Genomic DNA, 25,712 nt, shown 5'->3' on the forward strand with positions numbered 1-25,712 from the left:
CATGTTGTCATGCGGCACGAGCTCATAGGAGCCTTCGGCGAACAGCTTCAGCACCTGGTCGTCCGACATCGATTTGGGTGGGGCTGAAGCGGCTGACGTGATTTCAGCCAAGGCCGGCGACGTGATCTCGGCCGGCTGCTCAAGTGTAGCTGAGCCCTTCGCGGCGACTGCGGCCTCTACATCGGCGCGCACCACACGACCGCGAGGGCCACTGCCTCGTATATCGGCAATCATAAGACCTGCCTCGCGGGCCAGGCGGCGCGCAAGCGGCGTCGCGCGTTCGCCGGTCGGCGATTGGCTGATATCTCCACTTGTGCGGGATATGGCCGGCAGCGCAGACGGGGGCGCGACAGGCTGAGAGGCCGGAGGGACAGCGCCCCCCTCTGTCGGCTTTGCCGACAGCGCCCCCACTTGGGGGGAGATTGGAGCCTTGTTCTCAGACGCATAAACCTCGTCGTCAGCATAGATCCAAGCCACAGGCTCACCGACCGGGATGTCGACGCGCTCCTTGCCTGTCACATTGCGCAGCGTGCCGCTGGCAGGGGCGTCGATCTCCATCGCCGCCTTGTCGGTCTCAATCTCAAAGAGCACATCGCCCTTCTTGACGTGAGCCCCCTCCTCGGCAAACCAGCGCGAGATCTGTCCGGTCGCCATGTCCATGTCGACCTTGGGAAGAATGACCTCTGTCGGCATCGCTCAGCGGACCCCTTTCACGAGGTCGCGGGCAGCAGTGATGATGTCGGGAACCTGCGGCACCGTCGCCTTTTCCAGATCCGGATTGTAGGGGATCGGCGTCTCGGCGCCGCCAAGGCGCACGATCGGCGCATCGAGATAGTCGAACGCCTCGCTTTCGGCGACGAGCGCGCTCACTTCCGCGCCGATGCCGAGCGTCTTCACCGCTTCGTAGACGCAGAGCAGGCGCGAGGTCTTCTTCACGCTGTCGATAACGGTCTGCCGGTCGATCGGGCGGATCGTGCGCAGGTCGACCACTTCGATGTCGATGCCCTCGCCTTCCAGCGCCGCAGCGGCGTCGAGCGCCTTCTGCACCATGATCGACGTCGCGACGACGGTGAGGTCGCGGCCTTCACGGCGGATCTCGGCCTTGCCGATCGGAACCGTGTAATGGCCTTCCGGCACATGGCCCTTCATCTTGTAGAGCAGCTTGTGCTCGAAGATCATGACCGGGTCCGGATCGGCGACCGCGGCAAGCAGCATGCCCTTGGCATCGTGCGGCGTTGCCGGCTGGATGACCTTGAGGCCAGGCACATGGCCGAGCCAGGCTTCGAGGCTCTGGCTGTGCTGTGCGGCGGCACCCGTGCCGGAGCCGGCAGGGAAACGCATCACCACCGGCACCGAGACCTCGCCGCCGAGCATGAAGCGCATCTTGGCCGCCTGGTTGACGATCTGCTCCATGCCGAGCGTGGCGAAATCCGAGAACTGGAATTCGAAGATCGGCCGCATGCCGGTGACGGCAGCGCCTACCGCGACGCCGGCGCCGCCCAATTCCGAAATCGGGGTGTCGATCACCCGGTCGGCGCCGTAGCGCTCGACCAGGTCGCCGGTCACCTGGAAGGCGCCGCCATAGACGCCGATATCCTCGCCCATCAGGAAGACGCGTTCGTCCATGTCCATGGCGATCGCCATGGCTTCCTGGATCGCCTGGGCGTAGCTCAGTTCACGCACCGCGGCGTCCATCACGCATGCTCCGTGTAAACATAGTTCTGAAGGGTGGCGATCTCGGGCGCCGGGCTCGCCTTGGCGAACTCGATGCCGTCGGCGATCTCCTTGGTGACCGCGTCGCGGATCGCCTGGATACCCTGGTCGTCGATGAAGCCGAAATCGCGCAGCTCGGTCTCGAACAGCGTGATCGGATCGCGGTTCGCCATCCAATCCTCGATCTCTTCCTTGGTGCGGTAGCGGTTGCGGTCGCTCTTGGAATGGCCGCGATGCCGGTAGGTCTTGGATTCGATCAGCGTCGGTCCCTCGCCCGCACGCGCCCGCTCGACGGCCTTGAAGGACGCCTCGGCCACCTCGGAGAAGATATTGCCGTTGACGATGACGCCGGGCATCGAATAGGCGGCCGCCCGCTCGGCGATGTTCTTCACCGCGGTCGAGCGTGCCGTCGAGGTCGACATGCCGTAGCCGTTGTTCTCGCACACGAAGATCACCGGCAGCTTCCAGATCGCCGCCATGTTCAGCGCTTCGTGGAAGGCGCCCTCATTGTTGGCGCCGTCGCCGAAGAAGGAGACCACGACCTTGCCGGTCTTCATCATCTTGGACGAGAGCCCCGCGCCCACCGCGATCGGAATGCCGCCGGCGACGATGCCGTTGGCGCCGAGATTGCCCTTGGCGACATCGGCGATATGCATGGAGCCGCCACGGCCCTTGCAGTAACCCGTGGTCTTGCCGAAGAACTCGGCGAACATGCGGCTGACTTCGGCGCCCTTGGCGATGCAATGGCCATGGCCGCGATGCGTCGAGGTGATCTGGTCGTCCTCGGCGAGCGGCATGCAGATGCCCATGGCGCTCGCTTCCTGGCCGATCGACAGGTGCATCGTGCCGTGGATGAGGCCGCGTGTGTAGCACTCTTCCGCGCCCTCTTCGAAGCGGCGGATGAGGTACATCTTATGAAGCACCGCTCTCAGCTGCTCCGGGCTGTACTGGCGATAGACGAAAGGCAGGTTGGCCCGGCTATCCAGGACGGCTTTGCCGGCCACGACGGCTTTGCTGGCTCCAGCCATGATCACGCCTCCACAGCGCCGTAAACGAGCTTGTCCTGGCGGGCGCGCAGCTCGGCGATCTTCGAGCCCGGCGCGGGCGCCGCGTTGGCATAGGTGATGAGCTCGCCCTTCTTGATCGGTGCGGTGACCGAGCCGCCCTGCAGCAGGCCGCAGGGAACCGCGCGGGCCGCATGGGCCTCCGGGGCCGTCATGATCCAGGCGCGATAGCAATACTCGCCGATGGCATCGAGCTTGTCGCCGGGCTTCAAATCCTTCTTGGCGACCGCACAGACCTCGGCCACGGGCTTGGCCAGCGGCACCATGTCGGCCTTGCCGTAAAGCACGACACGGGCGCAGGTGAGCGGCACTTCAAGCGAGGTCAGGTGATAGGGGCGATGGAAGGTGAAATACGGGCCCTTGCCCATCTTCAGGTCTTCCATGCGCTCCGAAATGCGCGGATGCGACATGTCGGCGACGACGAAGACGCCCGGCGCAACACCCTTGCCGATCGAATAGTCGACCACGCCGACCTTCGACAGCACGCCGCCGTCCTTCTCAGGCACCAGCACCTTCGACAATTCGCCCAGCGTCGCGGCCGGACCGTGCATGCCGGGCTTGTCAGGGACCAGCCCGGTCGCGTTGGCGATCGCCGCCATCTCGACCATGGTCTTCGAACCATCGACGAACTCGACCAGCATGCGCACATTCATATGCCGGCGCTTCGCTTCCTCCTCATAATCCGGAGGCGTGGCGTCGATGTTGAGCGGGTTGTTCTTGCCCTTGCCCGCGGCCACGATCGGATGGCCCATGGCCGAGACGAACTCGATCAGCTCCATGCAGGAAGACGGCTCGTCGCCGGCGCCCAGCGAATAGGTGACGCCCAGCCGGTCGGCCTCGCTCTTGAGATAGGCTCCGATGGTGACGTCGGCCTCGACATTCATCATCACCAGGTGCTTGCCATGCTCCATGGCGCGCAGGCCGATCTCGGCGCCGACGGCCGGAACGCCGGTCGCGTCGATGACGACGTCGATCAAGTCGTTGCCGATGACCAGGCTGGAATCGTTGGTGACGGCGATCTTGCCGGCCTCCATGGCCGAATTCATCGCCGAGGCGGTCGACACTTCCCGCGCGTGTCCGGTTTCCTGGAAAGCGATGTCGACGGCCTTGCTGGCCGCCGGCAGGTTGAGTTCGGAAATGGCGCCGATCTCGATGCCGGACATGTGGGCGACGCGGGTGACGATGTCGGTGCCCATTTCGCCGGAGCCGATCAGGCCGATGCGGATGGGCTTGCCGGACTTGGCTCGTTCCTCAAGGTCGCGGGCAAGGCCCGTCAACGAAATGTTGGATGCCATACCGTGTATTCCTCCCATGTCGCATGCTGTTCGGTTGCTTGACCGGTATTGAACATATGTATTTCTGTCAAGACTAATGTCCAGGTTTTGGGCATTGGTCGACGCTTTTCCAATTGCTCGAGGCGCAACGGCGAAAGGCACGGGCAGCGGACGCCTGTAGAAGCGAACAGCCGCGGCCGAATGTCGGTCAAAACCGCGCCATGGCCCTCGACGAACCATGAAGAGATATCTGTCTCTTGTTTGACGCAATTCCGGCCGGAAAACCGCTACGCACTTTTCCGGGAATTGCTTCGGGTGGCAATTGTTACTGGCAAACGTCAACCCAAACGGCGCCAACCAGATCGGCCATGCGCTGCGGCGTGATGCGCACTGCGGCATTTGTCGCGCCGGCCGCCGGAACGACTTCGTCGAAAGCCTTGAGCGACAGATCGCAATAAACGGGCAGCGGCGCCGGCAGACCGAACGGACAGACGCCGCCCGGCGGATGGCTGGTGACTGCCAGCACCTCCTCGCCGCTGAGCATGCGCGGCTTACCGCCCATCCTGTCCTTGAATTTGCGGTTGTCGAGCCTGGCGATGCCGCTGGTCACGACCAGCATGGTCTCCTCGCCGACGCGCAGGCAGATCGTCTTGGCGATCTGTGCCGGCGTGACGCCATGGGCTTCGGCTGCCAGCGCGACAGTGGCCGAGCTTGCCTCGGTGACGACGACCTCCACGTCCGGCGCGTGCTCGGCAAAGAAGGCGTGAACCGATTCCAAGCTCATGATGAACCCTCGTCAGGTCTGTCGGACAGCAGCGATGGGCGAATCGCATGGCGCGGCCATTATTGGCAAGAGCCAGCGCCTGCGCCTCGCAGGCACTAAAAAGCCCGCCGGGACAAACCGCGGCGGGCTCCTGAATTGACGCTTCTGGCGCCTCTATTGCTGCGTGGGCCGATTCTCTGTGGACGGCACCCTGATCAATTCCTCTTCCGGCATTTGCAGCGCGGAAGCGATGCGGCGAAGCTTGGCGGGGTCGGCGTCCTTGCCGTCCTCGATGTCGACGATCTCGCCCACGGCCAGGCCGCAGGTCAGAGAAAGCTCCTCGATCGTGTATCCCCTCGTTTCGCGAGCGGCTTTCAATGGATTGAGGCCGGACGCGGCAATGATGTCATTGGCAACAGCGTTTCGTACGGTGTTGGGCATGGCAACTCCTTAAAGGTGAAACAGGTCGGATGAAATGTGGCGTTGCCTGAGACGGGCGGGAGAATGCTCGTTAACAAATGATTTGCCAAGAGCACCGGTACGGCGTCACGCCATCGTGAAGCGCGTTTTGGCCTAATGCCTCGGGCTTCGTACATGTAAGGCCGCGCGGCGCTCAATCAAGTTCTTTTGAAGGGCGGCGGCCGGATTCGCCGGCATTTTCGACGCCTCTATTCGTTAGCTCGCCGTCACCGGCAGCCGAAACCCGCGCGCCGGGCACTTCACGGAAGGATCGAATGCCATGGATTTGAAATCGTTCGCAATTGTGCTCGGCACAATCTCAAGCGTCATCAGCGCGACGCATGCGCAGGCGGTGGACGTCACGCGCATTCGAGGCAGCGTCGTCAGCGTTGCCGGATCGAAGCTGACGGTGAAGGACCGCGATGGCAAAACCGACGCGATCACGCTTGCCGGCGGCTGGAAGATCTCGGGGGTCGCGAAGGCATCGGCAGCCGATATCAAGCAGGGCGATTTTCTCGGCATCGCCTCGGTGTCCAAGGCCGATGGCGGCAGCGGCGCGCTTGAGGTCGTGATCTTCCCGGCCGCGCTTAAGGGCACGGGCGAAGGCGACCGCGACTGGGATTTGCAGCCCAACAGCCGCATGACCAACGGCACCGTCGCCGACGTCACCGAGATCCAGGGCCGCTCGGTCACGCTCACCTATGACAACGGCCAGAAGAAGCAGATCGCGATCCCGCAGACGACGCCGATCGTGACATTCGCCGCCGCCACGCCGGCGGATCTGACGCCTGGCATCGCGGTGTTCGTCAACGCCGAGCGCGGCGGCGACGGCAAGCTCGTCGCCAACCGGGTCGTGGTCGGAAATCACGGCATCGCGCCGCCCATGTAAGGCCAGGCGGCCGCGTCTCTGGATTTCCAGAAGATCGCGCAATCCTCGTCCTTCGGGGCGGGGGCGCGACGCAACGGGCTTCCCGGAAACAATCCAGAAACAAAAATCTACAGTTGGGAAAAATTGTCGAAAAAAACCAGGAGGATAGTCCTTGTTGCGAGGCTTGGGTCCCGGATTTGATCCGGTGCATCCGGAACGCCCGCTTAACAAGGAAACGAGTCATGAAGAAGTCCCTTCTCTCAGCGCTCGGGCTGGCTCTGGCCCTGGCGTTCACCATGCCGATCCTGGGCGCCACCAGCGCTGATGCAGCTCCGATGAAGAAGCATCATCATCATCGTCATCACCACAGGCATCATCGTTGGCATCATCATCACCACCATCACCATCACCATCATCATCACCACCACAAGAAGATGGCTCCGAAGAAGTACTGACCTTTCGCTTTTGCCGATGGGCAGGCCTTCGCTTGTTGCGCGGTCCGGCCTCCCCATCGGAATTTTTCTGCTTTAGCATCCGGTGATGCCGCACCACGCTCCGGAATGTGTCTGATGGAGGAGGCCAGCGCCGACCTTCCGGCCAGACACCGCCTGGTGCTGATGGCCGCTCGAATCTTGCTGACCCTTCGCCATCCGGTTCTCGTTGCCCGCTTCGCCATGAGACTTGGCTATCTGCCGAACCCAGCCGCCCCAACGCGCTACAACGAGCTGATGCTGTGGCGGAAGATCGTCGACCACAATCCGCTGTTCGTGACGCTGACCGACAAGCTGGCGGCAAAGGCTCATATCCGCGCCGCCTGTCCTGAGTTGCCGGTGCCTGAAACGCTGTGGTCCGGCAGCAATCCGGAAGACATACCGGCGGCACTGCTTGCCGGCCAAGTCGTCGTTAAAACCAACCATGGCTGCGAAATGAACCTCTTCGTTTCCGACGGCCAGCCCGGGCGGGCGGAGATCGTGCGCAAGACAAGGCGGTGGCTTACGAAACGCTTCGGGCGGCGTAGCGGCGAATGGGCCTATTGGCCAATCGCCCCCGTCGTTCTCGTCGAGGAGCGGCTGAAACTCAGCGGCAGAACGATCGCCACCGACATCAAGGTTCATGTCTGCAGCGGCGACATCAGCCATGTCTGGGCCGAGGACAAGCTCGCCGAGCGCTCGCATCTGTTCGATGGCGACGGGCGTCCGCTACCCGGACGCGACCCTGACTACCCGCGTGAGGACCAATTCCTGCCGGTCGGTCCCGCCCTGCTCGACCTTGTCCGGCAAGCGATAGCGCTGGCGCCCCATATCGCCGGAGACCTCGATCATGCCAGGATCGATTTCCTGGTCACGGACAAGGGTCTCTATGCCGGTGAAATCTGCATCTATTCCGCCGCCGGCTACGGCACATGGACCAATCCTGCAATCGCCGAGCAACTCGCACGGCTGTGGCGGCTTGAGGACTCGGCCTACCTCAGGCGTCGGCATCGCGGAGTGAGCCGCTTCTATGCCGAGGCGCTGCGTGCCAGATGCGCGATGCGCGGCACCGATAATTTTGACGGCTGAACACTGACTCGCCGGTCAAACGAGAAAAATCGCGCGACGGCCGCGCGATCTGTAAGGGCCATGGCTCGTGCCTGGTGCCGCAGGAGCATCTGTACCGACACCACCGACAAAAACGGCGAAGACCCGGCTCAAGCTGGCGAACTGATCGCCTGAAACCACAGGGCACGAAAATGGCGGTCGTCGAGGACGGCCGCCATTTCTGTTTCAATCGCGTCGATCGATCAGCGCCGGCTGATCAAAAGGCCCGCAAGCAATCCGACCACGACCAGCCCGACTGCAGCGGCCGTCGCCGGGTGATCGCGCGCCGTTCGCTCGATCACCCTGCCCCTGCGCCGGATTGCCGGCAGGGCCTCGTGGAGGCGATCAGCAAGTTGCGAATAATAGTCGGACGCCGCCTCGCGGCTATCCTCGTAATAGTCGTCACCACGCCTGGCCAGAACCTTCCTGAGGTCGTGCAATTGTCGCGAAAGCGCCGCGACCTGCTTGTCGATATCCAGGTCGGAGAGGGTCGAGAACGATGCCATGCTTGTTGTCCTTCTCTTCGAGAAGGCCTAACGCGCGGACGACGAGCCAGTTCCGGCGGGCCGACCGCGCGGCATCAACTGGGATAATGACCGTTCAACGAACCTGGTCGAGCAGGCGCTTGCATTCCAAGAGGTCGAACAGCGCCTCCTGCAGCAAGGCGCGGTTGTCACGCGACAATTTCGAAGCGTCTGGTTGTACCGGACCTTCGTCGTCGCTCTTACCGAGACCAAAGAACCGACGACTGGGCTTCACCTTCGGCTGGCCGACCAGCGCGTCTTCGTCGCCGCGCGGCTGCGCGGCCGCCGTCAGCGGCACCTGCTCGGCCTGGCGGCGCTGGGCGATAGCCTCCACTGCGGCCATGTCGCCATTGCCGATGGCGACCAGAAAATGGTTGCCGTTCTCGCGCAACAGCTTCTGCACGCCTTTGATCGTATAGCCCTGATCGTAGAGCATATGCCGGATGCCCTTGATCAGCTCGACGTCCTGCGGTCGGTAGTAACGCCGGCCGCCGCCACGCTTCATCGGCTTGATCTGGGTGAAGCGCGTCTCCCAGAAACGCAGCACGTGCTGCGGCAGATCGAGATCTTCCGCGACTTCGCTGATGGTGCGGAAAGCATCCGGGCTCTTGTCCATGGGCCAATCCTCCACACTGGACCGCGATCCGGGCATGGTGCCGAATCGCCCCTTATTTCAGCGATTTATGAAACGATATTCAAGCCCGGCTTCAAAACGGCCGGCGGTTTTCAACCGCATTCGCCAGCAAACTACTTGCCGCCCTTGCCCTTGCTGTTCTGGTGCGAACGCAGGATCCGGCTCTTGAGCACGTTCGACGATTTGAACGTCATCACCCGGCGCGGCAGAATCGGCACTTCCTCGCCCGTCTTGGGGTTGCGGCCGACGCGCTCGTTCTTGGAACGGACATGGAAGGTGGCGAAGGACGACAGCTTCACCGTCTCGCCGCGAACGATGGCCTCGCAGATCTCATCCAGGACAGCCTCGACCAGCTCCGCGGATTCAGTTCGCGACAAGCCAACCTTCCGGTAAACGGCTTCAGCAAGGTCGGCACGCGTAAGTGTCTTTCCCCCCATGCGACCGTCCCATCAGCTCGCTAAAAAAATAAATCGATACAGGTAAAGGCTGAGCCTAAGTAATTGATCCGGCAAGGTCAAGAACCGAACCGGCGAGTTCGGCACTTACCAGCGAAGCAATACCGCGCCCCAGGTGAAACCTCCACCCATCGCCTCGAGAAGCACAAGGTCGCCCTTCTTGATGCGGCCGTCGGCGACCGCCACCGACAAAGCGAGCGGCACCGAGGCAGCCGAGGTGTTACCGTGTAAATCGACGGTGACCACCACTTTCTGCTCGGCAATCCCGAGCTTCTTGGCGGAAGCGTCAATAATCCGTTTATTGGCCTGATGCGGCACGAACCAGTCGAGGTCCCCGGCCGTTATGCCGGCCTCGCCGAAGGTCGCCTCGATGACATCGGTGATCATGCCGACGGCATGCTTGAACACTTCGCGGCCTTCCATCCTCAGATGGCCGACGGTCCCCGTGGTCGAAGGACCGCCGTCGACGAAGAGCTTGTCCTTGTGCACGCCGTCGGAGCGCAGGCTCGCCGCCAGCACGCCGCGATCGGCAATGGCGCCGGTTCCCTCCCCGGCCTCCAGAACCACCGCGCCGGCGCCGTCGCCGAACAGCACGCAGGTCGAACGGTCGTTCCAGTCTAGGATGCGCGAAAAGGTCTCCGAACCGATCACCAGGACGCGTTTGGCCAGCCCGCCACGGATATAAAGGTCGGCGGTGGCGACGGCATAGACGAAGCCCGAGCACACGGCCTGCATGTCGAAGGCGAAGCCGTGATGCATGCCGAGCCGGTTCTGGATTTCGACAGCGGTCGCCGGGAACGTGTTGTTGGGCGTCGAGGTCGCCAGGATGATGAGGTCGATATCGGTGGGCGTCATGCCGGCGCTGTCGAGCGCAGCGCGCGCCGCGGCTTCGCCAAGCGAGGCCGTCGTCTCGTCGTCGGCAGCGACGTGGCGCTGGCGAATGCCGGTGCGCTGGACGATCCACTCGTCGGAGGTTTCGACCATGCCTTCGAAGTCGGCATTCTTCATGATGCGGCGTGGCAGCGCGGCACCGTTGCCGCGCACGACTGATCTGATCAAGGCTCTTTCCTATTCCTCGGAGCCGGCGACGCCGGACTTCCTGTTTGCCTGCGCGGTCGGGTTACGCGCATGGAACAGATCGAGGTCGGCCTCGATCCGGTCAAGCAGATTGTTGCGCACCATGTCATAGCCCAGTTCGATGGCGGCCGCGAAGCCGTCCGAATCGGCGCCGCCATGGCTCTTCACCACGATGCCGTTCAACCCCAGGAAGACGCCGCCGTTGGAGCGCCCGACATCCATCTTTTCGCGCAGCCTGTCGAAGGCGCCCTTGGCGAAGACATAGCCGATCTTGGCCATGAGCGTGCGGCTCATGGCGGCGCGCAGATAGCCGGCGATCTGTCTTGCGGTGCCCTCGGCGGTCTTGAGCGCGATGTTGCCGGCAAAACCCTCGGTAACCACCACGTCGACCGTGCCCTTGCCGATATCGTCGCCCTCGACGAAGCCGCGATAATTCATCGAGGCCATGTTGGCCTCGCGCAGCATGCGGCCGGCTTCCTTGACCTCTTCCTGGCCCTTGATCTCCTCGACGCCGACATTGAGCAGACCGACGCTCGGCCGATCGATGCCGAACACCGAGCGCGCCATGCCGGTGCCCAGAATGGCGAAATCGATAAGCTGGTGCGCGTCCGCGCCGATGGTGGCGCCGACGTCCAGCACCACGCTCTCGCCGCGCGTCGTCGGCCACAGCGCCGCGATCGCCGGGCGCTCGATCGTGGCCATGGTGCGCAGGCAGAATTTCGACATCGCCATCAGCGCGCCGGTGTTGCCTGCCGAGATGCAGGCCTGCGCGCCGCCGTTCTTGACCGCTTCGACGGCCTTCCACATCGACGACTTCCAGCGGCCATGGCGCAGCGCCTGGCTCGGCTTGTCGTCCATGCGCACGGCGATCTCGCAATGGACGAATTCGCTTATCTCGGCGAGTTTCGGGAACTTGGCGAGTTCGGGACGCACCACGTCCTCGCGGCCATAGATGACGAAGCGGATGTCCGGGCGGCGGATGGCAACCGTCATCAGCGCCGGGATGACCACGCTCGGTCCGTGATCGCCGCCCATGGCATCGATGGAAATCCTGATCACGTAGTGCTTTTCTCACGGTTTGCATGGCTTGCGGCGGACGCCTGCCAGGGTAAGGGGGCTCGCGAAGGTTCGGCGAAAATAGCGGTTTTGCGCCTGCACACAACCAGCTTTTCCAAAATCCGCACCACTCTCAGGATTTTCCAAGCAGCGAACGCAGCTTTTTCTGGAAATCGCTTTCCTCGGGCTGATCGTCGCCGGCGACGTCGAGCGAGGCCCCCGCCTTGCGCGGATAGGGGTCGATCGCCAGGCCGAAAAACTGTTCGGCCAGCGCGCCGACGTCGATGGCGTCGCCGGAAAATGTCTCCGGACTGTCCGGCCCGTCGGCGTCGAGGATGATCTCGCCGCCGCCTTCGAAACCCTCGCGCCCAAGCTTCGACTGCTCGGGCAGGAACAGCGCCTCGACGGGCTCGTCGATATGCGCGGTCACCGGATCGAGCGTGACGATGCAGGCTTGCGTGATGTCGGCTTGGACGCGACCGGTGACCTTGACGCCATTGCGCTTCCAGGAAGCCACTAGCAGCTCGGCGCGATAGCTTTCGACCGAAAGCAACTCATATTGGGCGGCAAGCGCTTCGCGCTGGCGCTCATCGGCCTCGACCAGGACAGGCAGGCCCTTCTGCGGCAACCGCGCGACATTGGCGACAAAGGATACGGGGCTGCGCAATTCGTCGTCTTTCATCGCGGCCTCCTTCACGCGGCCCCGGCGGCCGGGAACGCGGCGGTGCCGGCGGTGATCGATTCGGTCGGCTGCGCGGCAAGCTTTTGGCAAGCCTCACAGACATAGTCCGCCAGCAGCGACGCCTGCGGCCAGGAGCCGGAGTCCGGCCTGACGTTGCGGGCGAGCGCCGCCGCAAGCGCCACTCGGTCGTTTTCCCTGAGCGCGTCGTCATAAGCGGCCGTACGGCCGTAAAACATCTTTGCCAGCTTCTTCATGCGTTTGGGCACGCCGACATCGCTGATGCCAAGTTCGCGCAACGAATGCTCGACATCGAGGAAGAACTCGTCGATCAGCACTTGCGCGACCTCGGCGGCCACACCTTGCTCGCCACGCAGCCGGTGCTGGACGAGATACATGTGCAGCGACAACATCTCGAAGCGGCCGAGCGGCGTATCCGGCACATTCCAGTCGGAATAAAACACCGTTTGCCGCGCCGCCGCCACGATTTGTGCGTAGAGCGCCTCGGTGATAGCGCGGTTGGCATTGCGTTCGCGGCCAAAAAGGCGCTGGAACATTGAGGGCGGTCTCCCGGGGACCTGTTGTTTAATTTGGCCTTGTTGCATCGGCATGCAAGCTGGTTTACCGGTTTTGCGGCCCAGCGCAAGTTGCGGGGATGTGATGGAGAATTGTTGTTGGGTGCGCTGAAATTCAAGTCGTTCTTTGCGTCCGCCCCAGTGGGCGTGGCTTCGCTGCTGGTAATGGTGTCAGCGCTTTCCGCCTGCAATTCGTCCAAGATGTTCGGTGATCTCCATCCAAGCGAGACGCTGACGAAAGGCTACGTCATCGACCAGCAGGCGATCGATTCGGTGCCGGTCGGATCGAGCCGCGAACAAGTGCTTTTGGCGCTGGGCACGCCGTCGACGACGGCGACCTTCGACAACGAGGCCTTCTACTACATCTCGCAAACGCGCAAGCGCTACGTTGCCTTCGACAACCCCCGCATCATCGACCAGCATGTGCTGGCGGTCTATTTCGGCGCCGACGGCCGCGTCACCCAGATCGCCAATTACGGCCTCAAGGACGGCAAGGTCTTCGACTTCATCTCGCGGACGACGCCGACCGGCGGCAAGGACCAGAACTTCCTGAGCCAGATCATCAATGGCGCCAGCAAGCTCGCGCCCGGCGTCCCCGGCGGCGGCACTCCCTGAGGCCTCCGGCACCGCCGTTTTCGGCGACTTCTCTCGTCGCGGCAACAAAGCTCGTGCGATCGCTCTCACGGGCTTTTTTTCCATCCCTGGGATAGTCCAGCTTGTCATCTCCAAGGTGAACCCTTATCAAGCCGACCGGGTTGGGAGGGCTTGAAAATGTCCAGCGATGAGCGTCCAAGGCCGCACGGCTGGATGGCCACGGGCACACCTGACCAGCCAACCGTGACCCCCGGCTGGCTCGCAATCGACCCTCCGGCAATCGAGGGCGTCCGGGTCAAGGAAATCAGTTCCGTTGCAACGTCCAACGGCTACCTGACCGAGATCTTTCGTGAGGAATGGGCTCTCGATCAATCGCCGGTCGGGCAAGTGTTTCAGCGCACGATGTATCCGGGCGCGGTGACGGGCTGGCACGCGCATGCGGCGACCCTCGACCGCCTGTTTTGCTGCGCCGGCAGCGTGCGAATATCGCTTTTCGATGGGCGCAAGGCCTCGCCCAGTTTCGGCGCGCTTTGGCACAAGATCGTCGGCCCCTTGCGGCCGGCAATCGTCACCATTCCGCCGGGCGTCTGGCACGGGGTCGTCGCCCTCGGACCGGAGACGGCGTTGCTGCTCAACCTCGTCGACAAGGCTTACGCCTATGACGCACCCGACCATTGGCGCTTGCCGCCGGACACAGAGCACATCCCCTACAAGCTGGTGTAGCGTGGAACCCACCGACCCTCGCGCGCCAACCGGACGGTTCGAGCCGCTGGTTTCCGTCGTCATCGCGACGCATAATCGTCCGGCGGTGCTGCGCCAGGCGCTGAAGAGCCTGCTGGCCCAGACCATGCAGGACTGGGAAGCGATCGTCGTCGGCGACGCATGTCGGGCGGACACCGCGACCACAGTCGCCGCATTCGAAGACGCCCGCATCTCCTATATCGACCTTCCGGTGAATTTCGGCGAGCAATCAGGGCCCAACAATATCGGCTTTGCCCGGGCCCGCGGCCGTTTCGTTGCCATCTTGAACCATGACGATCTCTGGTTTCCCGACCATCTGGCGTCCATGTGCGGCTGGATCGAAGCCACCGGCGCCGACGTGGTGATCGCCCGAGGGGCAGTCATCGAGTCGGCCGCGAGCAAAGGTTCCAGGCACATGATCCTCGGGATGGGGCGGGGCGGTTTCTATGACCCAGTCACCACAGTCGGATTCGGCTCCGCGCAAATGATCCGGAGGACGTCGCTGCCAGGACTGGGGCCATGGCGCCCGGCAAGCCAATGCGTTTGCGAGAGTTCCCAGGACTGGCTGTTCCGTGCATGGCGCAAGGGTGCGGTGATTGCGACAATGCCCCATCTAACCGTGCTCATGCTGCATTCGGGCAAGCGCGAAGGCAGCTATGCACGAGACACGGCGCGGGAGCAGGAAGAACTGATGGACGCAATGAACGCGCCAGACGCGTTGCGCGTCAGGGTTCTCGGCAACGCCGAGGAACCTGTTCCTCTCAAGCGCTTCCGCTACCTCAAACGCAGGCTTCTGGCTATGCTTGGCGTGCACCCGCGGGCACGTACCTTCCGCCGTCTTTACCGCCGCGGCGCGTTCATCGAAATGTTGCGGCGGAAACGTGGCCTGCCTCCAATGCCCGGTCGCGAACCGGGCTTGAAGGAGTTGCTGGCTCGCTATCGCGGCAGCGACGGAGGACCGGAAGGCCCACTTTAAGGAAAAGGCCCGCGGGAGCGATCCCGCGGGCCTTGCCTTCGAGCCGCGGCTGCAATCAGCCGTGCGCGAGCACGGCGAGCAGAAGCAGCGCGACGATGTTGGTGATCTTGATCGCCGGATTGACCGCAGGCCCCGCGGTGTCCTTGTAGGGATCGCCGACGGTGTCGCCGGTGACCGACGCCTTGTGCGCGTCCGAGCCCTTGAGGTGCTTGACGCCATCCTTGTCGGTGAAGCCGTCCTCGAACGACTTCTTGGCGTTGTCCCAGGCGCCGCCGCCGGAAGTCATCGAGATGGCGACGAAGAGGCCGTTGACGATGACGCCGAGCAGCGAGGCGCCGAGCGCCGCGAAGGCCGAGGCCTTCGAGCCCGAGATCAGAAGCACGCCGAAATAGACGACGAGCGGCGCCAGCACCGGCAGCAGCGACGGGATGATCATTTCGCGGATCGCCGCCCTGGTCAGGATGTCGACGGCGCGCGCATAGTTCGGCTTCGAGGTGCCCGCCATGATGCCCTTGTCCTCGCGGAACTGCTTGCGCACTTCCTCGACGATCGAGCCGGCGGCGCGACCGACAGCGGTCATGGCGATACCGCCGAACAGATAGGGGATCAGGCCGCCGAAGATCAGGCCGGCGACGACGTACGGATTGGAGAGATCGAAGGAGATCTCGCCCATACCCTGGAAGTAGGGATACTTATCGCCATGGGCGGCAAAGAACCTGAGGTCGTTCGAGTAGGCGGCGAACAGCACCAGAGCGCCGAGGCCGGCCGAGCCGATGGCATAGCCTTTGGTTACCGCCTTGGTGGTGTTGCCGACGGCGTCGAGCGCGTCGGTCGAGTGGCGGACTTCCTTGGGCAGGCCGGCCATTTCGGCAATGCCGCCGGCATTGTCGGTGACCGGACCGAAGGCGTCGAGCGCCACGATCATGCCGGCCAGGCCGAGCATCGTGGTGACGGCGATAGCCGTGCCGAAGAGGCCGCCGAGCTGGTAGGTGGCGATAATACCGCCGACGATGACGATGGCCGGCAGCGCAGTCGATTCCAGCGAGACCGCGAGACCCTGGATGACGTTGGTGCCGTGACCGGTCACCGACGCCTGGGCGATCGAGTTCACCGGACGCTTGTTGGTGCCGGTGTAGTATTCGGTGATCACCACGATAAGACCGGTCACCACGAGGCCGATGAGGCCGCAGATGAACAGGTTCTTGCCGGTGATGGCGATGCCGGCAACGGTGCCGATCTCGCCCCAGCCAACCGTGGCCGAGGTGGCGATGGCGAGGCCGACGATCGACAGCAGGCCGGTAACGATAAGGCCCTTGTAGAGCGCGCCCATGATCGAGCCGTTGGCGCCGAGCTTGACGAAGAAGGTACCGACGATCGAGGTCAGGATGCAGGCGCCGCAAATGGCCAGCGGATAGAGCATCGCCGCGCCCAGCGCGGCCGTGCCGCCGAAGAAGATGGCGGCGAGCACCATGGTGGCGACGACGGTCACCGCATAGGTCTCGAACAGGTCGGCGGCCATACCGGCGCAGTCGCCGACATTGTCGCCGACATTGTCGGCGATGGTGGCCGGGTTGCGCGGATCGTCCTCCGGAATGCCGGCTTCAACCTTGCCGACGAGATCGCCGCCGACGTCGGCGCCCTTGGTGAAGATGCCGCCGCCGAGACGGGCGAAGATCGAGATCAGCGAGGCGCCGAAGCCGAGCGCGACGAGCGAATCGATGACGACGCGGTCGTTCGGCTGCAGGCCCATCGGGCCGGTCAGGATGGCGTAGTAGATCGAGACGCCGAGGAGCGCCAGGCCCGCGACCAGCATGCCGGTGATGGCGCCCGACTTGAAGGCGATGTCGAGACCGGCGGCGAGGCTGTTCGAAGCGGCTTGCGCGGTGCGCACATTGGCGCGCACCGAGACATGCATGCCGATGAAGCCGGCGGCGCCCGAAAGCACCGCGCCGATCTGGAAGCCGATAGCGGCGGTGATCGAAAGCAGCCACCAGGCAAGCAGGAGAACGACGATACCGACGACCGCGATGGTCGTGTACTGGCGCGCCAGATAGGCCTGGGCGCCTTCGCGGATGGCGGCAGAGATTTCCTGCATGCGCTGATTGCCCTGATCGGACGCAAGGACCGAACGTGTCGCCCAGATGGCGTATAGAACTGACAGCAAGCCGCAGGCGATGACGGCGGTAATGATGGTCATTGCCGGATTTTCCTCGATTGATGGCCCAAAAGAACCCCTCCCTGGGCCGTTGGAACGGAGATGAGTGCCGCGCACGGAATCCACCCCTTGGCTGGGGTGTATGCGAAACAGGGCTTGGAACGTCAAGATATTGTTCGGTTTTTGCCCGGCTTTCGCCCAAAAGAAGAAGGCACGAATCGTTGTGCCAGCGCGAGCCTGGAATTAGATCGATTGAAATGACGCTAGGGTACTCTCGCCCAATCCGCAGACGCAGCGTTATTCCTCCCCCTGCCCCATCCGCCGGGCTGCGTATCGTTCGATCGCCGACAGGCCGTCATAGATCAGCACCGCAAGCGCGGCGACGATCAGACCGCCCTGCAGGACGAAGGCAAGGTTGTTCGAGATCAGGCCGGCGATGATCACCTCGCCAAGCGTCTTGGCCGCGACCGTAGAGCCGATGGTCGCGGTGGCGAGGCTGATGACCACGGAGAGCCGGATGCCGCCGAGGATCACCGGTGCGCTCAGCGGCAGCTCGACCTTCATCAACCTTTGCCAGCCGGTCATGCCGGCGCCGCGTGCCGCTTCCATCACGTTGCCGGGCAGCGTGGTGAGCGCCGTCAGCGCGTTCTCGAAGATCGGCAGCAGGCCGTAGAGGAAGAGCGCGATCAGCGTCGGCTTTTCGCCGAAGCCGACGGCCGGCACGGCAAGCGCCAGCACGGCAACCGGCGGGAAAGTCTGGCCGATATTGACCAGGCTGCGCGACAGGGGCAGGAACTCGGCGCCGGCCGGCCTGGTGACCAGGATGGCCAGCGCCACCGCGACGATCGTCGCGGCGACCGTCGCGATCAGCACGGTGCGCAGGTGCTGCAAGGTCAGCGTCAGCAGACTGCCCTGGTTGTAGATTGCCGGCGCGCCATTCTCGGTCAGCGGCTTCAGCAATGGCTCGAACCAGCCAGGGTTGGTGATGAAGACCACCAGCAGCACCAGAACGGCCAGCCTCAGCAGCGCGGGCAGCCAGGCCTTCATTGCGGCCTCGCCGCGCGCTTCACCAGGCCTTCGACGGTGACGCGGCCAATGAGCTTGCCGTCGGCGGCGGCCTTCACCGGCAGCGCAGGGCGGCCCGACCACAACAGTTCGGCCAGCGCATCGCGCTGCGTGGCCTCGCCTGGGATAGCCTCGCCCTCGGCGCCGCCCGGCTCCACGGCATCGCGCACGGCACCAAGCGACAGCAGCCGGAACGGCCTTTCGCTGGCGCCGACCAATTCCTCGACGAAGTCGCTTGCCGGCCTCGCCAGGATTTCAGCCGGCTTGGCGTATTGCACCAGCTTGCCGGCATCCATGACGGCGATCTTATCGCCCAGATGCACGGCCTCTTCCATGTCGTGAGTGACGAGGATGATGGTGGTGCCGAAACGCTTCTGGATCGCCAGCAGATCCTCCTGCGCCTTGGTGCGGATGATCGGATCCAGCGCGCCGAAGGGTTCGTCCATCAAAAGCACGTTGGGCTCGGCGGCCAAAGCGCGGGCGACGCCGACGCGCTGCTGCTGGCCGCCGGAAAGCTCGTGCGGATAGCGCGGGCCATAGGCCTGCGGGTCGAGCTGGTAAAGCGTCATCAACTCGTCGACGCGGGCCTTGATGCGGTCCCTGTCCCAGCCGAGCAGCAGCGGCACGGTGGCGATGTTCTGCGCCACCGTGCGATGCGGAAACAGGCCGTGACCCTGGATGGCGTAGCCGATGCTCCGGCGCAGTTGGTAGCCGGGCACCGAGCGGTTGTCGGCGCCGTCGAGCTTGATGACGCCGGAGGTCGGTTCGACCAACCGGTTGATCATCCTGAGCAGCGTCGTCTTGCCGGACCCCGACGTGCCGACGATGGTTGCGATGGTGCGCGGTTCGATGACCATCGAAACATTGTCGACCACCGTCGTCTCGTCATAGCGCTTGGTGATGCCTTCGATCTCGATCATGCCGTTTCAACTACCCTGCGCTTGGTGGCGGTCATCTCGATCACCGCATCAAGGATGATGGCCGCCGCAAAGGCCAGCGCCACGGTGGGCAGCGCGCCGAGCAGCACCAGATCCATCGCCGTCTGGCCGACGCCCTGGAAAACGAACACGCCGAAGCCGCCGCCGCCGATCAGCGCGGCAATTGTGGCAAGGCCGATATTCTGCACCAGCACGATGCGGATGCCGGTCAGGATCACCGGAAAGGCGAGCGGAAATTCGACATCGAACAGGCGCTGGCGATCGGTCATGCCCATGCCGCGCGCGGCGTCATTGGCGGCGCGAGGCACACCGGCGAGGCCGACCACGGTGTTGGCCACCACCGGCAGCAGCGAATAGAGGAAAAGGGCGACAAAAGCCGGCGCGGTGCCGATGCCCCTGATGCCGATCGCGGCGGCGCCCGGCACGTGGACGGCAACCCAGCCGAGCGGCGCGATCAGCAGGCCGAAAAGCGCGATCGAGGGAATGGTCTGGATGATGTTGAGCACATTGAGCACCCCCGCCCGCAGTTTGTCGACGCGATGGCAAAGGATACCGAGCGGTATGCCGACGATCACCGCGCCAGCGAGCGAGCCGAGCGCCAGCGTGACGTGCTTGGAGGCTTCCGTCCAGAAACTGTCGGCGCGGCTGGCGTATTCCTTGAGAATGGAGAGGCTGTCCCAGCTTCCCGAGACGAGCAGCGCTGCGATGGCCAAAGCGGCAAGCACCAGCACGCTGACGCGCGCCCAGGGCGACAGGTTCAGCCTGGTCAGCACGTCGGCCAACAGCAAGGCGAAAGCAAAGACCAGCAGCCAGAAACCCGAAGCTGGGGCGACGCGGGCAAAAGTGTTGCCGGCGGGTGTCAGGAAACCGCCGGCAACGCCAATAAGGATCGTGATCGCGACAAGCGCGACAACGCTGGCCGCCAGCCTGAGCACCAGCGGGGTCCTGAGCAAGGCGACGATGGCGGCGGCGATCACTATCGCCAGCAGCAGCATGCCTAGCGCGGGCGGCAGCGCCTCGAGGATCGAACGCGCCTGCCCCGGCACGATGCGGTTGGCACGGAACGTGGCAAAGGGGGCCGCCAAGGCGGCGTAGGCGACGATCGCGGTGATCACGACGCCGAGCTTGTCGAAGCGGAGGTTCATGAGGAGGGGTTGCGCGAAGCGCCCCTCTCTGGCCTGCCGGCCATCTCCCCCTCCAGGGGGGAGATCAGATGTCGCGAAAGTTTTCGCCAATCACCTGGGGTTGAGAAGAAAGCGGGAGGCAGCAGCCGGCGATCTCCCCCCTTGAGGGGGAGATGTCCGGCAGGACAGAGGGGGGTGCCTCGCACCGACTTCGCGCGCTTCAGGCCAAACTTGTTACTTCAAAAACCCGTTCTTCTTGAGGAAATCCTCCGCCACGCCCTTCGCGGGTTCGCCGCCCAATTGCACGCGGCCATTGAGCTCCTGCAGCGTGACGAGATCGAGCTTGGCGAAGACCGGCTTCAGCAGCGCCTCGATTTCGGGATGCTGCTTCAGGACCTCTTCGCGGATGATCGGCGCGGGCTGATAGACGGGCTGCACGCCCTTGTCGTCCTCGAGCACGACGAGGCCGGAAGGCTGGATGCCGCCATCGGTGCCATAGACCATGGCGGCGTTGGCGCCGTTGGTCTGGTTGGCGGCGGCTGCGATGGTCGCCGCGGTGTCGCCGCCGGAGAGCGTGATCAGCTGGTCGGGCTTCAGCGTGAAGCCGTATGTCGTCTGGAAGGCCGGAAGTGCCGCCGCCGAATTGACGAACTCGGCGGAAGCGGCGAGCACCACCTTGCCGCCGCCCGCAACGTATTTTCCGAAATCCGTCAAGGTCACGAGCTTGTTCTGGTCGGTCACTTCCTTGCGCAGCGCTATCGCCCAGGTGTTGTTGGCCGGCGACGGCGACAGCCAGACGATCTTGTTGGCATCGTAGTCGAGCTTCTTGGCGGTTTCGTAGGCCTTGGCGGCATCCTTCCAGACCGGATCGTCGGCCTTCTGGAAGAAGAAGGCGGCATTGCCGGTGTATTCGGGATAGATGTCGATCTCGCCGGCGGTGATCGCCTTGCGCACGACCGGCGTCGCGCCGAGCTGGATGCGGTCCGTCGTCTTGATGTTGTTGGCATTGAGAACGAGCTGGATGATGTTGCCCAGCACCCCGCCTTCGGTATCGATCTTCGAGGACACCACCACCTGGGCATCCGCCGAAGCCGTCGCGATGCCGAGCGCTATCGCCGCGAAAGCGAGCTTTCTGATTGAAAACATTGTGAAAATCCCTTGCTATGAACCGATCGATCGGTGGCCGCATATGAGCACGGCTTTAACGGCCAGTCGGGGCATACGGTTTCATAACTAGGGGGACACGCGCAATAATTTTGTTCGGCCGGGGTTAAGCCTTACCCCACCCGACATAACGCAATGCCGACCTAAGGTCGGCTGGCGACTTCCCCTGTTCTGGGGAATATTAGGAGCGGCGGGGTCGGCGGCCAACACGGGAGTATGTCATGGCCAAGCACAAAGTCGGCTACCTCATCGGCAGCCTCGCCAAGGGCTCCATCAACCGCAAGCTCGCGAAGGCCCTCGTGAAACTGGCGCCTCCGGAACTTGAAATGACGGAGATCTCCTTCAAGGACCTGCCGCTCTACAGCTACGATTACGATGCCAACTTTCCTCGGGTCGCCCTGGAGTTCAAGAAAGCCATCGCGTCCGTCCAGGCGGTGCTTTTCGTCACGCCGGAATACAACCGCTCGATCCCGGGCGGCCTGAAGAATGCGATCGACTGGGCCAGCCGCCCTTACGGCAAAAACTCCTTTGCCCGTAAACCGTCTGCGGTCATCGGAACCTCACCCGGCGCGATCGCAACCGCGGTCGCCCAGCAGAGCCTGCGCAGCGTCTTGAGCTTCTGCAACGCACCCCAGATGAACTCTCCCGAAGCCTACATTCAGTTTACCCCGGGATTGATCACCGACGATGGCGAGGTGACGGTGGAGTCGACCGAAACATTCCTGCGCAACTACATGGACGAATTCCACATGTTCATCGCGCGGGTCCTGCAGGTGCTCCCGCCGGATGCATGACGCTGGCTGTCTAAGCGCGTCTCGCTGAAACGGATTCAGGCGACGCGCTTCAAGTCCTTGTTTGGATGCAAGTCGTTGTCCCAGAACCGCTGGGCACTTCTGGGCGACATGCATTAGGGCAGGCTGTGCGAGCGGGCTGGAAGAACTGATCCGGCGCCTTCTTCAAAGTTTGGGGGCGCCCACCATCTTCAATGTGCCGAGCGCGACAAAACAAAGCAGGACGACCGGGAACACGATCCAGTTCAGCATGGTCCAGCCCCAGGCATTGTAGATCGCGCCCGACATCAGCGAGGAGAAGGCGACGGAGCCGAACAAGACAAAATCATGAAAGCCCTGGACCTTGCTCTTCTCCGAAGGCCGGTAGCTGGCGGCGACCATCGCCGTGGCGCCGATGAAACCGAAGTTCCAGCCGAGCCCGAGCAGGATCAGCGCCGTCCAGAACTGCCACAGCGCCAGTCCGGAAAGCGCCACGACGCCGCAGCCGATCAGCAGGATAAGGCCGGTGGCGACGATGCGTTCGGCGCCGAAGCGATGGATCAGCGAACCGGTGAAGAAGCTCGGCCCGAACATTGCCATGACGTGCCAGGAAATGCCGAGCGTCGCATTGTCTTCCGACAGGCCGCAGCCGACCATGGCGAGCGGCGCGCCGGTCATGACGAAGCTCATCAGCGCGTAGCTGCCGACGGTGCAGAACAATGCGGCGACGAAACGCGGCTGGGTGACGATTTCAATCAGCGGGCGGGCATCGCTTGCGGCGGTTTCAGTGACAGTGTCCGTGCGGGACGAAACCCGTAGGAACGACAAGATGAGCGCGCCGGCCGCCGCCAGGGGCAGGATCGAGGCGAAGGACCCGGCAAACATCACCGGGGCCAGCAATTCGCGCGTGTAGATGACGATCTGCGGCCCGAGGATGGCGGTGATGATGCCGCCTGCCAGCACGAAGGAGATGGCGCGCGCCTTGAATTCGGGTGGCGCGTTGTCGGCGGCGGCGAAGCGGAACTGCTGGACGAAGGCGCCGCCGATACCGATGACGCAGAGGCCGAAGGCGAACAGCCAGAAGCTCGACTGATAGAGCGCGAGCGTCGCGATCAGGCCGCCAAGCGCGGTGACGATCGTGCCGGTCATGAAGCCGCCGCGATGGCCGAGGTTGCGGATGAGGGCGGCGGCCGGCAAGGCGCCAAGCGCCACGCCGATGTTGAACCCGGTGACCGGCGCGGTGGCGAGCGACTTGTCGGGACCAAGCAGATATTGCCCGGCAAGCGCGCCGAGCGAAATGGCGATTGGCGCGGCCGACCCGACGATCGCCTGCGCGGCGGCAAGCAGCACCGCGGTGCGGCGCCCTTCCCTGCCGGTCTCGGCGACCGCGGCCGTTGCGGTCGTCACGAAGCGTCCTTGCCACGCCCCTCGCCGCGAACCCGGCGCGAGACACGATCAAGGACGGCGTTCACCAGCTTCGGCTCGTCTTCCTCGTAAAAGGCCTTTGCGATGTCGACATATTCGGAGACGATCACGGCCACCGGCACGTCCTCGCGCTTCATTAATTCATAGACGCCGGCGCGCAGGATGGCGCGCAGCGTCGAATCAAGCCGCGACAGCGGCCAGTCCTCGGTCAGCGCCTGGCGGATGACGGGATCGATGGTCTTCTGGTTCTCGACGACGCCTGTCAGGATGGCGCGGAACCATTGCGCGTCGGCCTCGCGATAGAGCGCGCCATCGACTTCCTTGCCGAGGCGGAAGGCCTCGTATTCGGCCGTGATCTCGAAAACGCCGACGCCGGCCACATCCATCTGGTAGAGCGCCTGGACGGCGGCAAGACGGGCGGCACCGCGCTTGTTGGCGTGGCGCACCGCACCGGTCGAGGCGGGATCGCTCACGATTGGGCTCCGAATTTCTCTTTGAGCGCGATCATGGTCAGCGCCGCGCGGGCGGCGAAGCCGCCCTTGTCGCCTTCCGTTTTGCGCGCGCGCGCCCATGCCTGCGCATCGTTCTCTGTGGTCAGGATACCATTGCCGACCGCAATCGCCTCCTGCACCGACAGATCCATCAGCGCGCGGCTCGATTCATTGGCGACGATGTCGAAGTGATAGGTGTCGCCGCGGACGATGGTGCCGAGCGCGACAAAACCGTCGTAGTGTGTGCCGCCTTCGGCGGCGCCGTCGAGCGCGAAGGTGATGACCGCCGGTATTTCGAGCGAGCCGGGAACCGTGACGACGTCATAGGTAGCGCCGGCCTCGTCGAGCGCGCCGGTCGCGCCTTCGAGCAGGGCGTCGGCGAGGTCGTCATGAAAGCGCGCTTCGACAATGAGCAGATGCGCCTTCGCCTTTGGGCGAATGAACGCTTTGCCGTGTTGGGATGTTCCAGCCATAAAAGTCTCCGGGGGGTTGCCGGTGACTTAGGCCGAAGCCGGGTTTATCGCAAGCGGAAGATTGGTCCGGGTGCCGCTTGGTCTATCGCATCTTTATCCGAGGCGGCGGGAGCGGACAGCCGGTACCCCAGGCTTTCAGCCCAGGCAAGAACGGCTCGGTGGTCTACCACACGGCCTGCGTCCACATCGGCCATTGCTTCGCGTGTCAGCCGTTCCTTGAACTCGGAATTATCACTCTCCGTTGGAGCCCCCTTTTTCATCTGAACAATCCCGCGATATCGGCCATTGGTCGAAACAGCTTCATCGGTTGATCCGGAAATGGCAAGAAACTCTCCCGTTCGTAGAAGCGCCGCGCGTTCTCGTCCTTTGCGTCGACAATGACCGCGAACGAGGCGATTTCACTACGGAGAGACCGGTGCAATGCATCGGCCAGGAGGTATCGGCCGTAACCCCTACCCTGTTGCCGTCGATCGACGGCCAGGCGTCCGAGTAGCGTCGCGGGAACGAAAGGATAGCGCGGCAGCTTGCGTACGGTCTCGGCAGGCCATTCGCCGACATTCACCGCAGTGGACGAGAGCGTGTAGTAGCCGGCGATAGCTCCATCCGGCATGACCAGCACGAACGGCGCCGCAATGTTCTTGCGGGCGTCTTGCCCGGCCTGCAGCCGAAGATATCGATCGAGCGGTTCTACGCCACTTTCGAATGCGCTTCTGACGTGCTGCGGACCGAGCACCTCAACTCGTACAGAGACCTCGGTTGAGCCCGTCACCCCTCAGATGCCAGTAGCTTGGCGATAACGACGTACTGTATCGCGCAGGCGATCGTTCACTGGTTTCGGATTGATGAGAGCGTCCACGAAGGCCCGGCTGTCGCGGACAGATAGCTCCAGGCGCTTGTGCTCCTCGATTGCGCGGCGGGCAGCTTCCTGGAGACTGGTCAGCACAAAATCCGTCACGGTGCGGCCCTGTAGCGCCGCAGCATGCTCGATAAGGCTCTTCTGGTCGGCCGTGACGCGTGTTTCCAGACGCTCGCCACGAACGCGGCGTGGTGGGTGTGCCGTCATTGTCGCTCTCCTGGC

30 protein-coding genes are annotated in these 25,712 nt (G+C 63.7%); 7 read left to right on the top strand and 23 right to left on the bottom strand.

What is annotated here, in order from left to right; translation table 11 throughout:
• The 6 genes from RFM52_RS15085 to RFM52_RS15110 all read right to left on the bottom strand — a co-directional run.
• A partial coding sequence (locus RFM52_RS15085) for a biotin/lipoyl-containing protein (protein WP_320327855.1) occupies nucleotides 1–693 on the bottom strand: 693 nt, incomplete at its 3' end.
• A 3-nt stretch (nucleotides 694–696) separates the two neighbouring features.
• Nucleotides 697–1,695: an alpha-ketoacid dehydrogenase subunit beta gene (locus RFM52_RS15090; protein WP_320297253.1), complete on the bottom strand. Its 999-nt coding sequence runs from the start codon at nucleotides 1,693–1,695 to the stop codon at nucleotides 697–699.
• Nucleotides 1,695–2,741 (bottom strand): thiamine pyrophosphate-dependent dehydrogenase E1 component subunit alpha, encoded by a 1,047-nt coding sequence (locus RFM52_RS15095; protein WP_320297254.1) that lies wholly within the window; start codon nucleotides 2,739–2,741, stop codon nucleotides 1,695–1,697. Before RFM52_RS15095 ends, RFM52_RS15090 begins: the two co-directional genes overlap by 1 nt.
• A 2-nt stretch (nucleotides 2,742–2,743) precedes the next feature.
• Entirely contained in the window at nucleotides 2,744–4,072 is a 1,329-nt protein-coding gene (locus RFM52_RS15100) for an NAD(P)H-dependent oxidoreductase (protein ID WP_320297255.1), read from the bottom strand.
• A 304-nt stretch (nucleotides 4,073–4,376) separates the two neighbouring features.
• Complete coding sequence (locus tag RFM52_RS15105; RefSeq protein ID WP_320297256.1) at nucleotides 4,377–4,835, bottom strand: YbaK/EbsC family protein; 459 nt, start codon at nucleotides 4,833–4,835, stop codon at nucleotides 4,377–4,379.
• Nucleotides 4,836–4,988: 153 nt separating this feature from the next.
• The gene (locus tag RFM52_RS15110; RefSeq protein ID WP_320297257.1) at nucleotides 4,989–5,255 is read right to left on the bottom strand and encodes a helix-turn-helix domain-containing protein; all 267 of its coding nucleotides are present in this window, start codon (nucleotides 5,253–5,255) and stop codon (nucleotides 4,989–4,991) included.
• A 298-nt stretch (nucleotides 5,256–5,553) separates the two neighbouring features.
• On the opposite strand from RFM52_RS15110, the gene RFM52_RS15115 reads away from it, so the two are divergent.
• From RFM52_RS15115 to RFM52_RS15125, 3 genes are all read left to right on the top strand, one after another.
• A complete protein-coding gene (locus RFM52_RS15115) occupies nucleotides 5,554–6,162 on the top strand; it encodes a hypothetical protein (protein WP_320297258.1) in 609 nt (202 codons plus the stop codon).
• Between the two features lie 221 nt (nucleotides 6,163–6,383).
• Nucleotides 6,384–6,596 carry a hypothetical protein gene (locus RFM52_RS15120; protein ID WP_320297259.1) on the top strand — a complete coding sequence of 71 codons (213 nt, stop codon included), beginning with the start codon at nucleotides 6,384–6,386 and terminating at the stop codon, nucleotides 6,594–6,596.
• A 114-nt stretch (nucleotides 6,597–6,710) separates the two neighbouring features.
• Nucleotides 6,711–7,700: an ATP-grasp fold amidoligase family protein gene (locus tag RFM52_RS15125; RefSeq protein WP_320297260.1), complete on the top strand. Its 990-nt coding sequence runs from the start codon at nucleotides 6,711–6,713 to the stop codon at nucleotides 7,698–7,700.
• A gap of 221 nt (nucleotides 7,701–7,921) precedes the next feature.
• On the opposite strand, the gene RFM52_RS15130 is transcribed toward RFM52_RS15125, so the two are convergent.
• The 7 genes from RFM52_RS15130 to RFM52_RS15160 form a co-directional block, all read right to left on the bottom strand.
• On the bottom strand, nucleotides 7,922–8,224 hold the full coding sequence (locus RFM52_RS15130) for an ElaB/YgaM/YqjD family protein (RefSeq protein WP_320297261.1): 303 nt from the start codon (nucleotides 8,222–8,224) through the stop codon (nucleotides 7,922–7,924).
• A 94-nt stretch (nucleotides 8,225–8,318) separates the two neighbouring features.
• The gene (locus tag RFM52_RS15135; RefSeq protein ID WP_042640150.1) at nucleotides 8,319–8,858 is read right to left on the bottom strand and encodes a MerR family transcriptional regulator; all 540 of its coding nucleotides are present in this window, start codon (nucleotides 8,856–8,858) and stop codon (nucleotides 8,319–8,321) included.
• A gap of 131 nt (nucleotides 8,859–8,989) precedes the next feature.
• Nucleotides 8,990–9,313, bottom strand: a complete 324-nt coding sequence (locus tag RFM52_RS15140; protein ID WP_320233628.1) for an integration host factor subunit alpha — start codon at nucleotides 9,311–9,313, stop codon at nucleotides 8,990–8,992.
• A gap of 105 nt (nucleotides 9,314–9,418) precedes the next feature.
• Entirely contained in the window at nucleotides 9,419–10,390 is a 972-nt protein-coding gene (locus RFM52_RS15145; RefSeq protein WP_320297262.1) for a beta-ketoacyl-ACP synthase III, read from the bottom strand.
• A gap of 9 nt (nucleotides 10,391–10,399) precedes the next feature.
• Entirely contained in the window at nucleotides 10,400–11,467 is a 1,068-nt protein-coding gene (plsX, locus tag RFM52_RS15150; RefSeq protein WP_320297263.1) for a phosphate acyltransferase PlsX, read from the bottom strand.
• A 130-nt stretch (nucleotides 11,468–11,597) separates the two neighbouring features.
• Nucleotides 11,598–12,146, bottom strand: a complete 549-nt coding sequence (locus RFM52_RS15155) for a YceD family protein (protein ID WP_320297264.1) — start codon at nucleotides 12,144–12,146, stop codon at nucleotides 11,598–11,600.
• Between the two features lie 11 nt (nucleotides 12,147–12,157).
• The gene (locus tag RFM52_RS15160; protein ID WP_320297457.1) at nucleotides 12,158–12,700 is read right to left on the bottom strand and encodes a ubiquinol-cytochrome C chaperone family protein; all 543 of its coding nucleotides are present in this window, start codon (nucleotides 12,698–12,700) and stop codon (nucleotides 12,158–12,160) included.
• Nucleotides 12,701–12,817: 117 nt separating this feature from the next.
• On the opposite strand from RFM52_RS15160, the gene RFM52_RS15165 reads away from it, so the two are divergent.
• The 3 genes from RFM52_RS15165 (at nucleotide 12,818) to RFM52_RS15175 (ending at nucleotide 15,029) form a co-directional block, all read left to right on the top strand.
• Entirely contained in the window at nucleotides 12,818–13,333 is a 516-nt protein-coding gene (locus RFM52_RS15165; RefSeq protein WP_320297265.1) for an outer membrane protein assembly factor BamE, read from the top strand.
• Between the two features lie 156 nt (nucleotides 13,334–13,489).
• Complete coding sequence (locus tag RFM52_RS15170) at nucleotides 13,490–14,035, top strand: dTDP-4-dehydrorhamnose 3,5-epimerase family protein (RefSeq protein WP_320297266.1); 546 nt, start codon at nucleotides 13,490–13,492, stop codon at nucleotides 14,033–14,035.
• Between the two features lies 1 nt (nucleotide 14,036).
• A complete protein-coding gene (locus RFM52_RS15175) occupies nucleotides 14,037–15,029 on the top strand; it encodes a glycosyltransferase family 2 protein (protein WP_320297267.1) in 993 nt (330 codons plus the stop codon).
• A gap of 55 nt (nucleotides 15,030–15,084) precedes the next feature.
• Here the strand turns inward: RFM52_RS15175 and RFM52_RS15180 are convergent, their stop codons facing one another.
• From RFM52_RS15180 to osmF, 5 genes are all read right to left on the bottom strand, one after another.
• Nucleotides 15,085–17,226 (bottom strand): sodium-translocating pyrophosphatase, encoded by a 2,142-nt coding sequence (locus RFM52_RS15180; protein ID WP_320297268.1) that lies wholly within the window; start codon nucleotides 17,224–17,226, stop codon nucleotides 15,085–15,087.
• Nucleotides 17,227–17,481: 255 nt separating this feature from the next.
• A complete protein-coding gene (locus RFM52_RS15185) occupies nucleotides 17,482–18,231 on the bottom strand; it encodes an ABC transporter permease (RefSeq protein ID WP_320297269.1) in 750 nt (249 codons plus the stop codon).
• Nucleotides 18,228–19,169 carry an ABC transporter ATP-binding protein gene (locus RFM52_RS15190; protein ID WP_320297270.1) on the bottom strand — a complete coding sequence of 314 codons (942 nt, stop codon included), beginning with the start codon at nucleotides 19,167–19,169 and terminating at the stop codon, nucleotides 18,228–18,230. Before RFM52_RS15190 ends, RFM52_RS15185 begins: the two co-directional genes overlap by 4 nt.
• Nucleotides 19,166–20,332, bottom strand: coding sequence for an ABC transporter permease (locus tag RFM52_RS15195; RefSeq protein ID WP_320297271.1), 1,167 nt, complete (start codon nucleotides 20,330–20,332; stop codon nucleotides 19,166–19,168). Before RFM52_RS15195 ends, RFM52_RS15190 begins: the two co-directional genes overlap by 4 nt.
• A gap of 213 nt (nucleotides 20,333–20,545) precedes the next feature.
• A complete protein-coding gene (gene osmF / locus RFM52_RS15200; protein ID WP_320297272.1) occupies nucleotides 20,546–21,457 on the bottom strand; it encodes a glycine betaine ABC transporter substrate-binding protein OsmF in 912 nt (303 codons plus the stop codon).
• 239 nt (nucleotides 21,458–21,696) lie between these two features.
• Between osmF and RFM52_RS15205 the strand changes: the two genes are divergently transcribed.
• Nucleotides 21,697–22,269, top strand: coding sequence for an NADPH-dependent FMN reductase (locus RFM52_RS15205; protein WP_320297273.1), 573 nt, complete (start codon nucleotides 21,697–21,699; stop codon nucleotides 22,267–22,269).
• 162 nt (nucleotides 22,270–22,431) lie between these two features.
• Here RFM52_RS15205 and RFM52_RS15210 read toward each other — a convergent pair whose 3' ends face one another.
• From RFM52_RS15210 to RFM52_RS15235, 5 genes are all read right to left on the bottom strand, one after another.
• Nucleotides 22,432–23,652 (bottom strand): MFS transporter, encoded by a 1,221-nt coding sequence (locus tag RFM52_RS15210; protein ID WP_320297274.1) that lies wholly within the window; start codon nucleotides 23,650–23,652, stop codon nucleotides 22,432–22,434.
• Nucleotides 23,649–24,143, bottom strand: coding sequence for a transcription antitermination factor NusB (gene nusB, locus RFM52_RS15215; RefSeq protein ID WP_320297275.1), 495 nt, complete (start codon nucleotides 24,141–24,143; stop codon nucleotides 23,649–23,651). The genes RFM52_RS15210 and nusB overlap by 4 nt, the downstream gene beginning before the upstream one ends.
• On the bottom strand, nucleotides 24,140–24,634 hold the full coding sequence (gene ribH, locus RFM52_RS15220; RefSeq protein WP_320297276.1) for a 6,7-dimethyl-8-ribityllumazine synthase: 495 nt from the start codon (nucleotides 24,632–24,634) through the stop codon (nucleotides 24,140–24,142). The genes nusB and ribH overlap by 4 nt, the downstream gene beginning before the upstream one ends.
• Before the next feature lie 256 nt (nucleotides 24,635–24,890).
• Entirely contained in the window at nucleotides 24,891–25,367 is a 477-nt protein-coding gene (locus RFM52_RS15230) for a GNAT family N-acetyltransferase (protein WP_430699278.1), read from the bottom strand.
• A 39-nt stretch (nucleotides 25,368–25,406) separates the two neighbouring features.
• Nucleotides 25,407–25,697 carry a type II toxin-antitoxin system TacA family antitoxin gene (locus tag RFM52_RS15235; protein ID WP_320297278.1) on the bottom strand — a complete coding sequence of 97 codons (291 nt, stop codon included), beginning with the start codon at nucleotides 25,695–25,697 and terminating at the stop codon, nucleotides 25,407–25,409.
• Between the last annotated feature and the right edge of the window lie 15 nt (nucleotides 25,698–25,712).

Origin of the sequence: Mesorhizobium humile (assembly GCF_033977215.1) — a bacterium.
Lineage (GTDB): Bacteria > Pseudomonadota > Alphaproteobacteria > Rhizobiales > Rhizobiaceae > Mesorhizobium > Mesorhizobium humile.

What these genes read in the sequence shown, in the direction of transcription:
- RFM52_RS15125 (WP_320297260.1), top strand. Translation starts at nt 6,711, where the DNA reads ATGGAGGAGGCCAGCGCCGACCTTCCGGCCAGACACCGCCTGGTGCTG.
- RFM52_RS15095 (WP_320297254.1), bottom strand. Translation starts at nt 2,741, where the DNA reads ATGGCTGGAGCCAGCAAAGCCGTCGTGGCCGGCAAAGCCGTCCTGGAT.
- RFM52_RS15130 (WP_320297261.1), bottom strand. Translation starts at nt 8,224, where the DNA reads ATGGCATCGTTCTCGACCCTCTCCGACCTGGATATCGACAAGCAGGTC.
- RFM52_RS15090 (WP_320297253.1), bottom strand. Translation starts at nt 1,695, where the DNA reads ATGGACGCCGCGGTGCGTGAACTGAGCTACGCCCAGGCGATCCAGGAA.
- RFM52_RS15170 (WP_320297266.1), top strand. Translation starts at nt 13,490, where the DNA reads ATGTCCAGCGATGAGCGTCCAAGGCCGCACGGCTGGATGGCCACGGGC.
- RFM52_RS15155 (WP_320297264.1), bottom strand. Translation starts at nt 12,146, where the DNA reads ATGAAAGACGACGAATTGCGCAGCCCCGTATCCTTTGTCGCCAATGTC.
- ribH (WP_320297276.1), bottom strand. Translation starts at nt 24,634, where the DNA reads ATGGCTGGAACATCCCAACACGGCAAAGCGTTCATTCGCCCAAAGGCG.
- RFM52_RS15135 (WP_042640150.1), bottom strand. Translation starts at nt 8,858, where the DNA reads ATGGACAAGAGCCCGGATGCTTTCCGCACCATCAGCGAAGTCGCGGAA.
- RFM52_RS15140 (WP_320233628.1), bottom strand. Translation starts at nt 9,313, where the DNA reads ATGGGGGGAAAGACACTTACGCGTGCCGACCTTGCTGAAGCCGTTTAC.
- RFM52_RS15190 (WP_320297270.1), bottom strand. Translation starts at nt 19,169, where the DNA reads ATGATCGAGATCGAAGGCATCACCAAGCGCTATGACGAGACGACGGTG.
- RFM52_RS15195 (WP_320297271.1), bottom strand. Translation starts at nt 20,332, where the DNA reads ATGAACCTCCGCTTCGACAAGCTCGGCGTCGTGATCACCGCGATCGTC.
- RFM52_RS15235 (WP_320297278.1), bottom strand. Translation starts at nt 25,697, where the DNA reads ATGACGGCACACCCACCACGCCGCGTTCGTGGCGAGCGTCTGGAAACA.
- RFM52_RS15110 (WP_320297257.1), bottom strand. Translation starts at nt 5,255, where the DNA reads ATGCCCAACACCGTACGAAACGCTGTTGCCAATGACATCATTGCCGCG.
- RFM52_RS15185 (WP_320297269.1), bottom strand. Translation starts at nt 18,231, where the DNA reads ATGAAGGCCTGGCTGCCCGCGCTGCTGAGGCTGGCCGTTCTGGTGCTG.
- RFM52_RS15160 (WP_320297457.1), bottom strand. Translation starts at nt 12,700, where the DNA reads ATGTTCCAGCGCCTTTTTGGCCGCGAACGCAATGCCAACCGCGCTATC.
- RFM52_RS15105 (WP_320297256.1), bottom strand. Translation starts at nt 4,835, where the DNA reads ATGAGCTTGGAATCGGTTCACGCCTTCTTTGCCGAGCACGCGCCGGAC.
- RFM52_RS15115 (WP_320297258.1), top strand. Translation starts at nt 5,554, where the DNA reads ATGGATTTGAAATCGTTCGCAATTGTGCTCGGCACAATCTCAAGCGTC.
- RFM52_RS15180 (WP_320297268.1), bottom strand. Translation starts at nt 17,226, where the DNA reads ATGACCATCATTACCGCCGTCATCGCCTGCGGCTTGCTGTCAGTTCTA.
- RFM52_RS15120 (WP_320297259.1), top strand. Translation starts at nt 6,384, where the DNA reads ATGAAGAAGTCCCTTCTCTCAGCGCTCGGGCTGGCTCTGGCCCTGGCG.
- osmF (WP_320297272.1), bottom strand. Translation starts at nt 21,457, where the DNA reads ATGTTTTCAATCAGAAAGCTCGCTTTCGCGGCGATAGCGCTCGGCATC.
- RFM52_RS15205 (WP_320297273.1), top strand. Translation starts at nt 21,697, where the DNA reads ATGGCCAAGCACAAAGTCGGCTACCTCATCGGCAGCCTCGCCAAGGGC.
- RFM52_RS15100 (WP_320297255.1), bottom strand. Translation starts at nt 4,072, where the DNA reads ATGGCATCCAACATTTCGTTGACGGGCCTTGCCCGCGACCTTGAGGAA.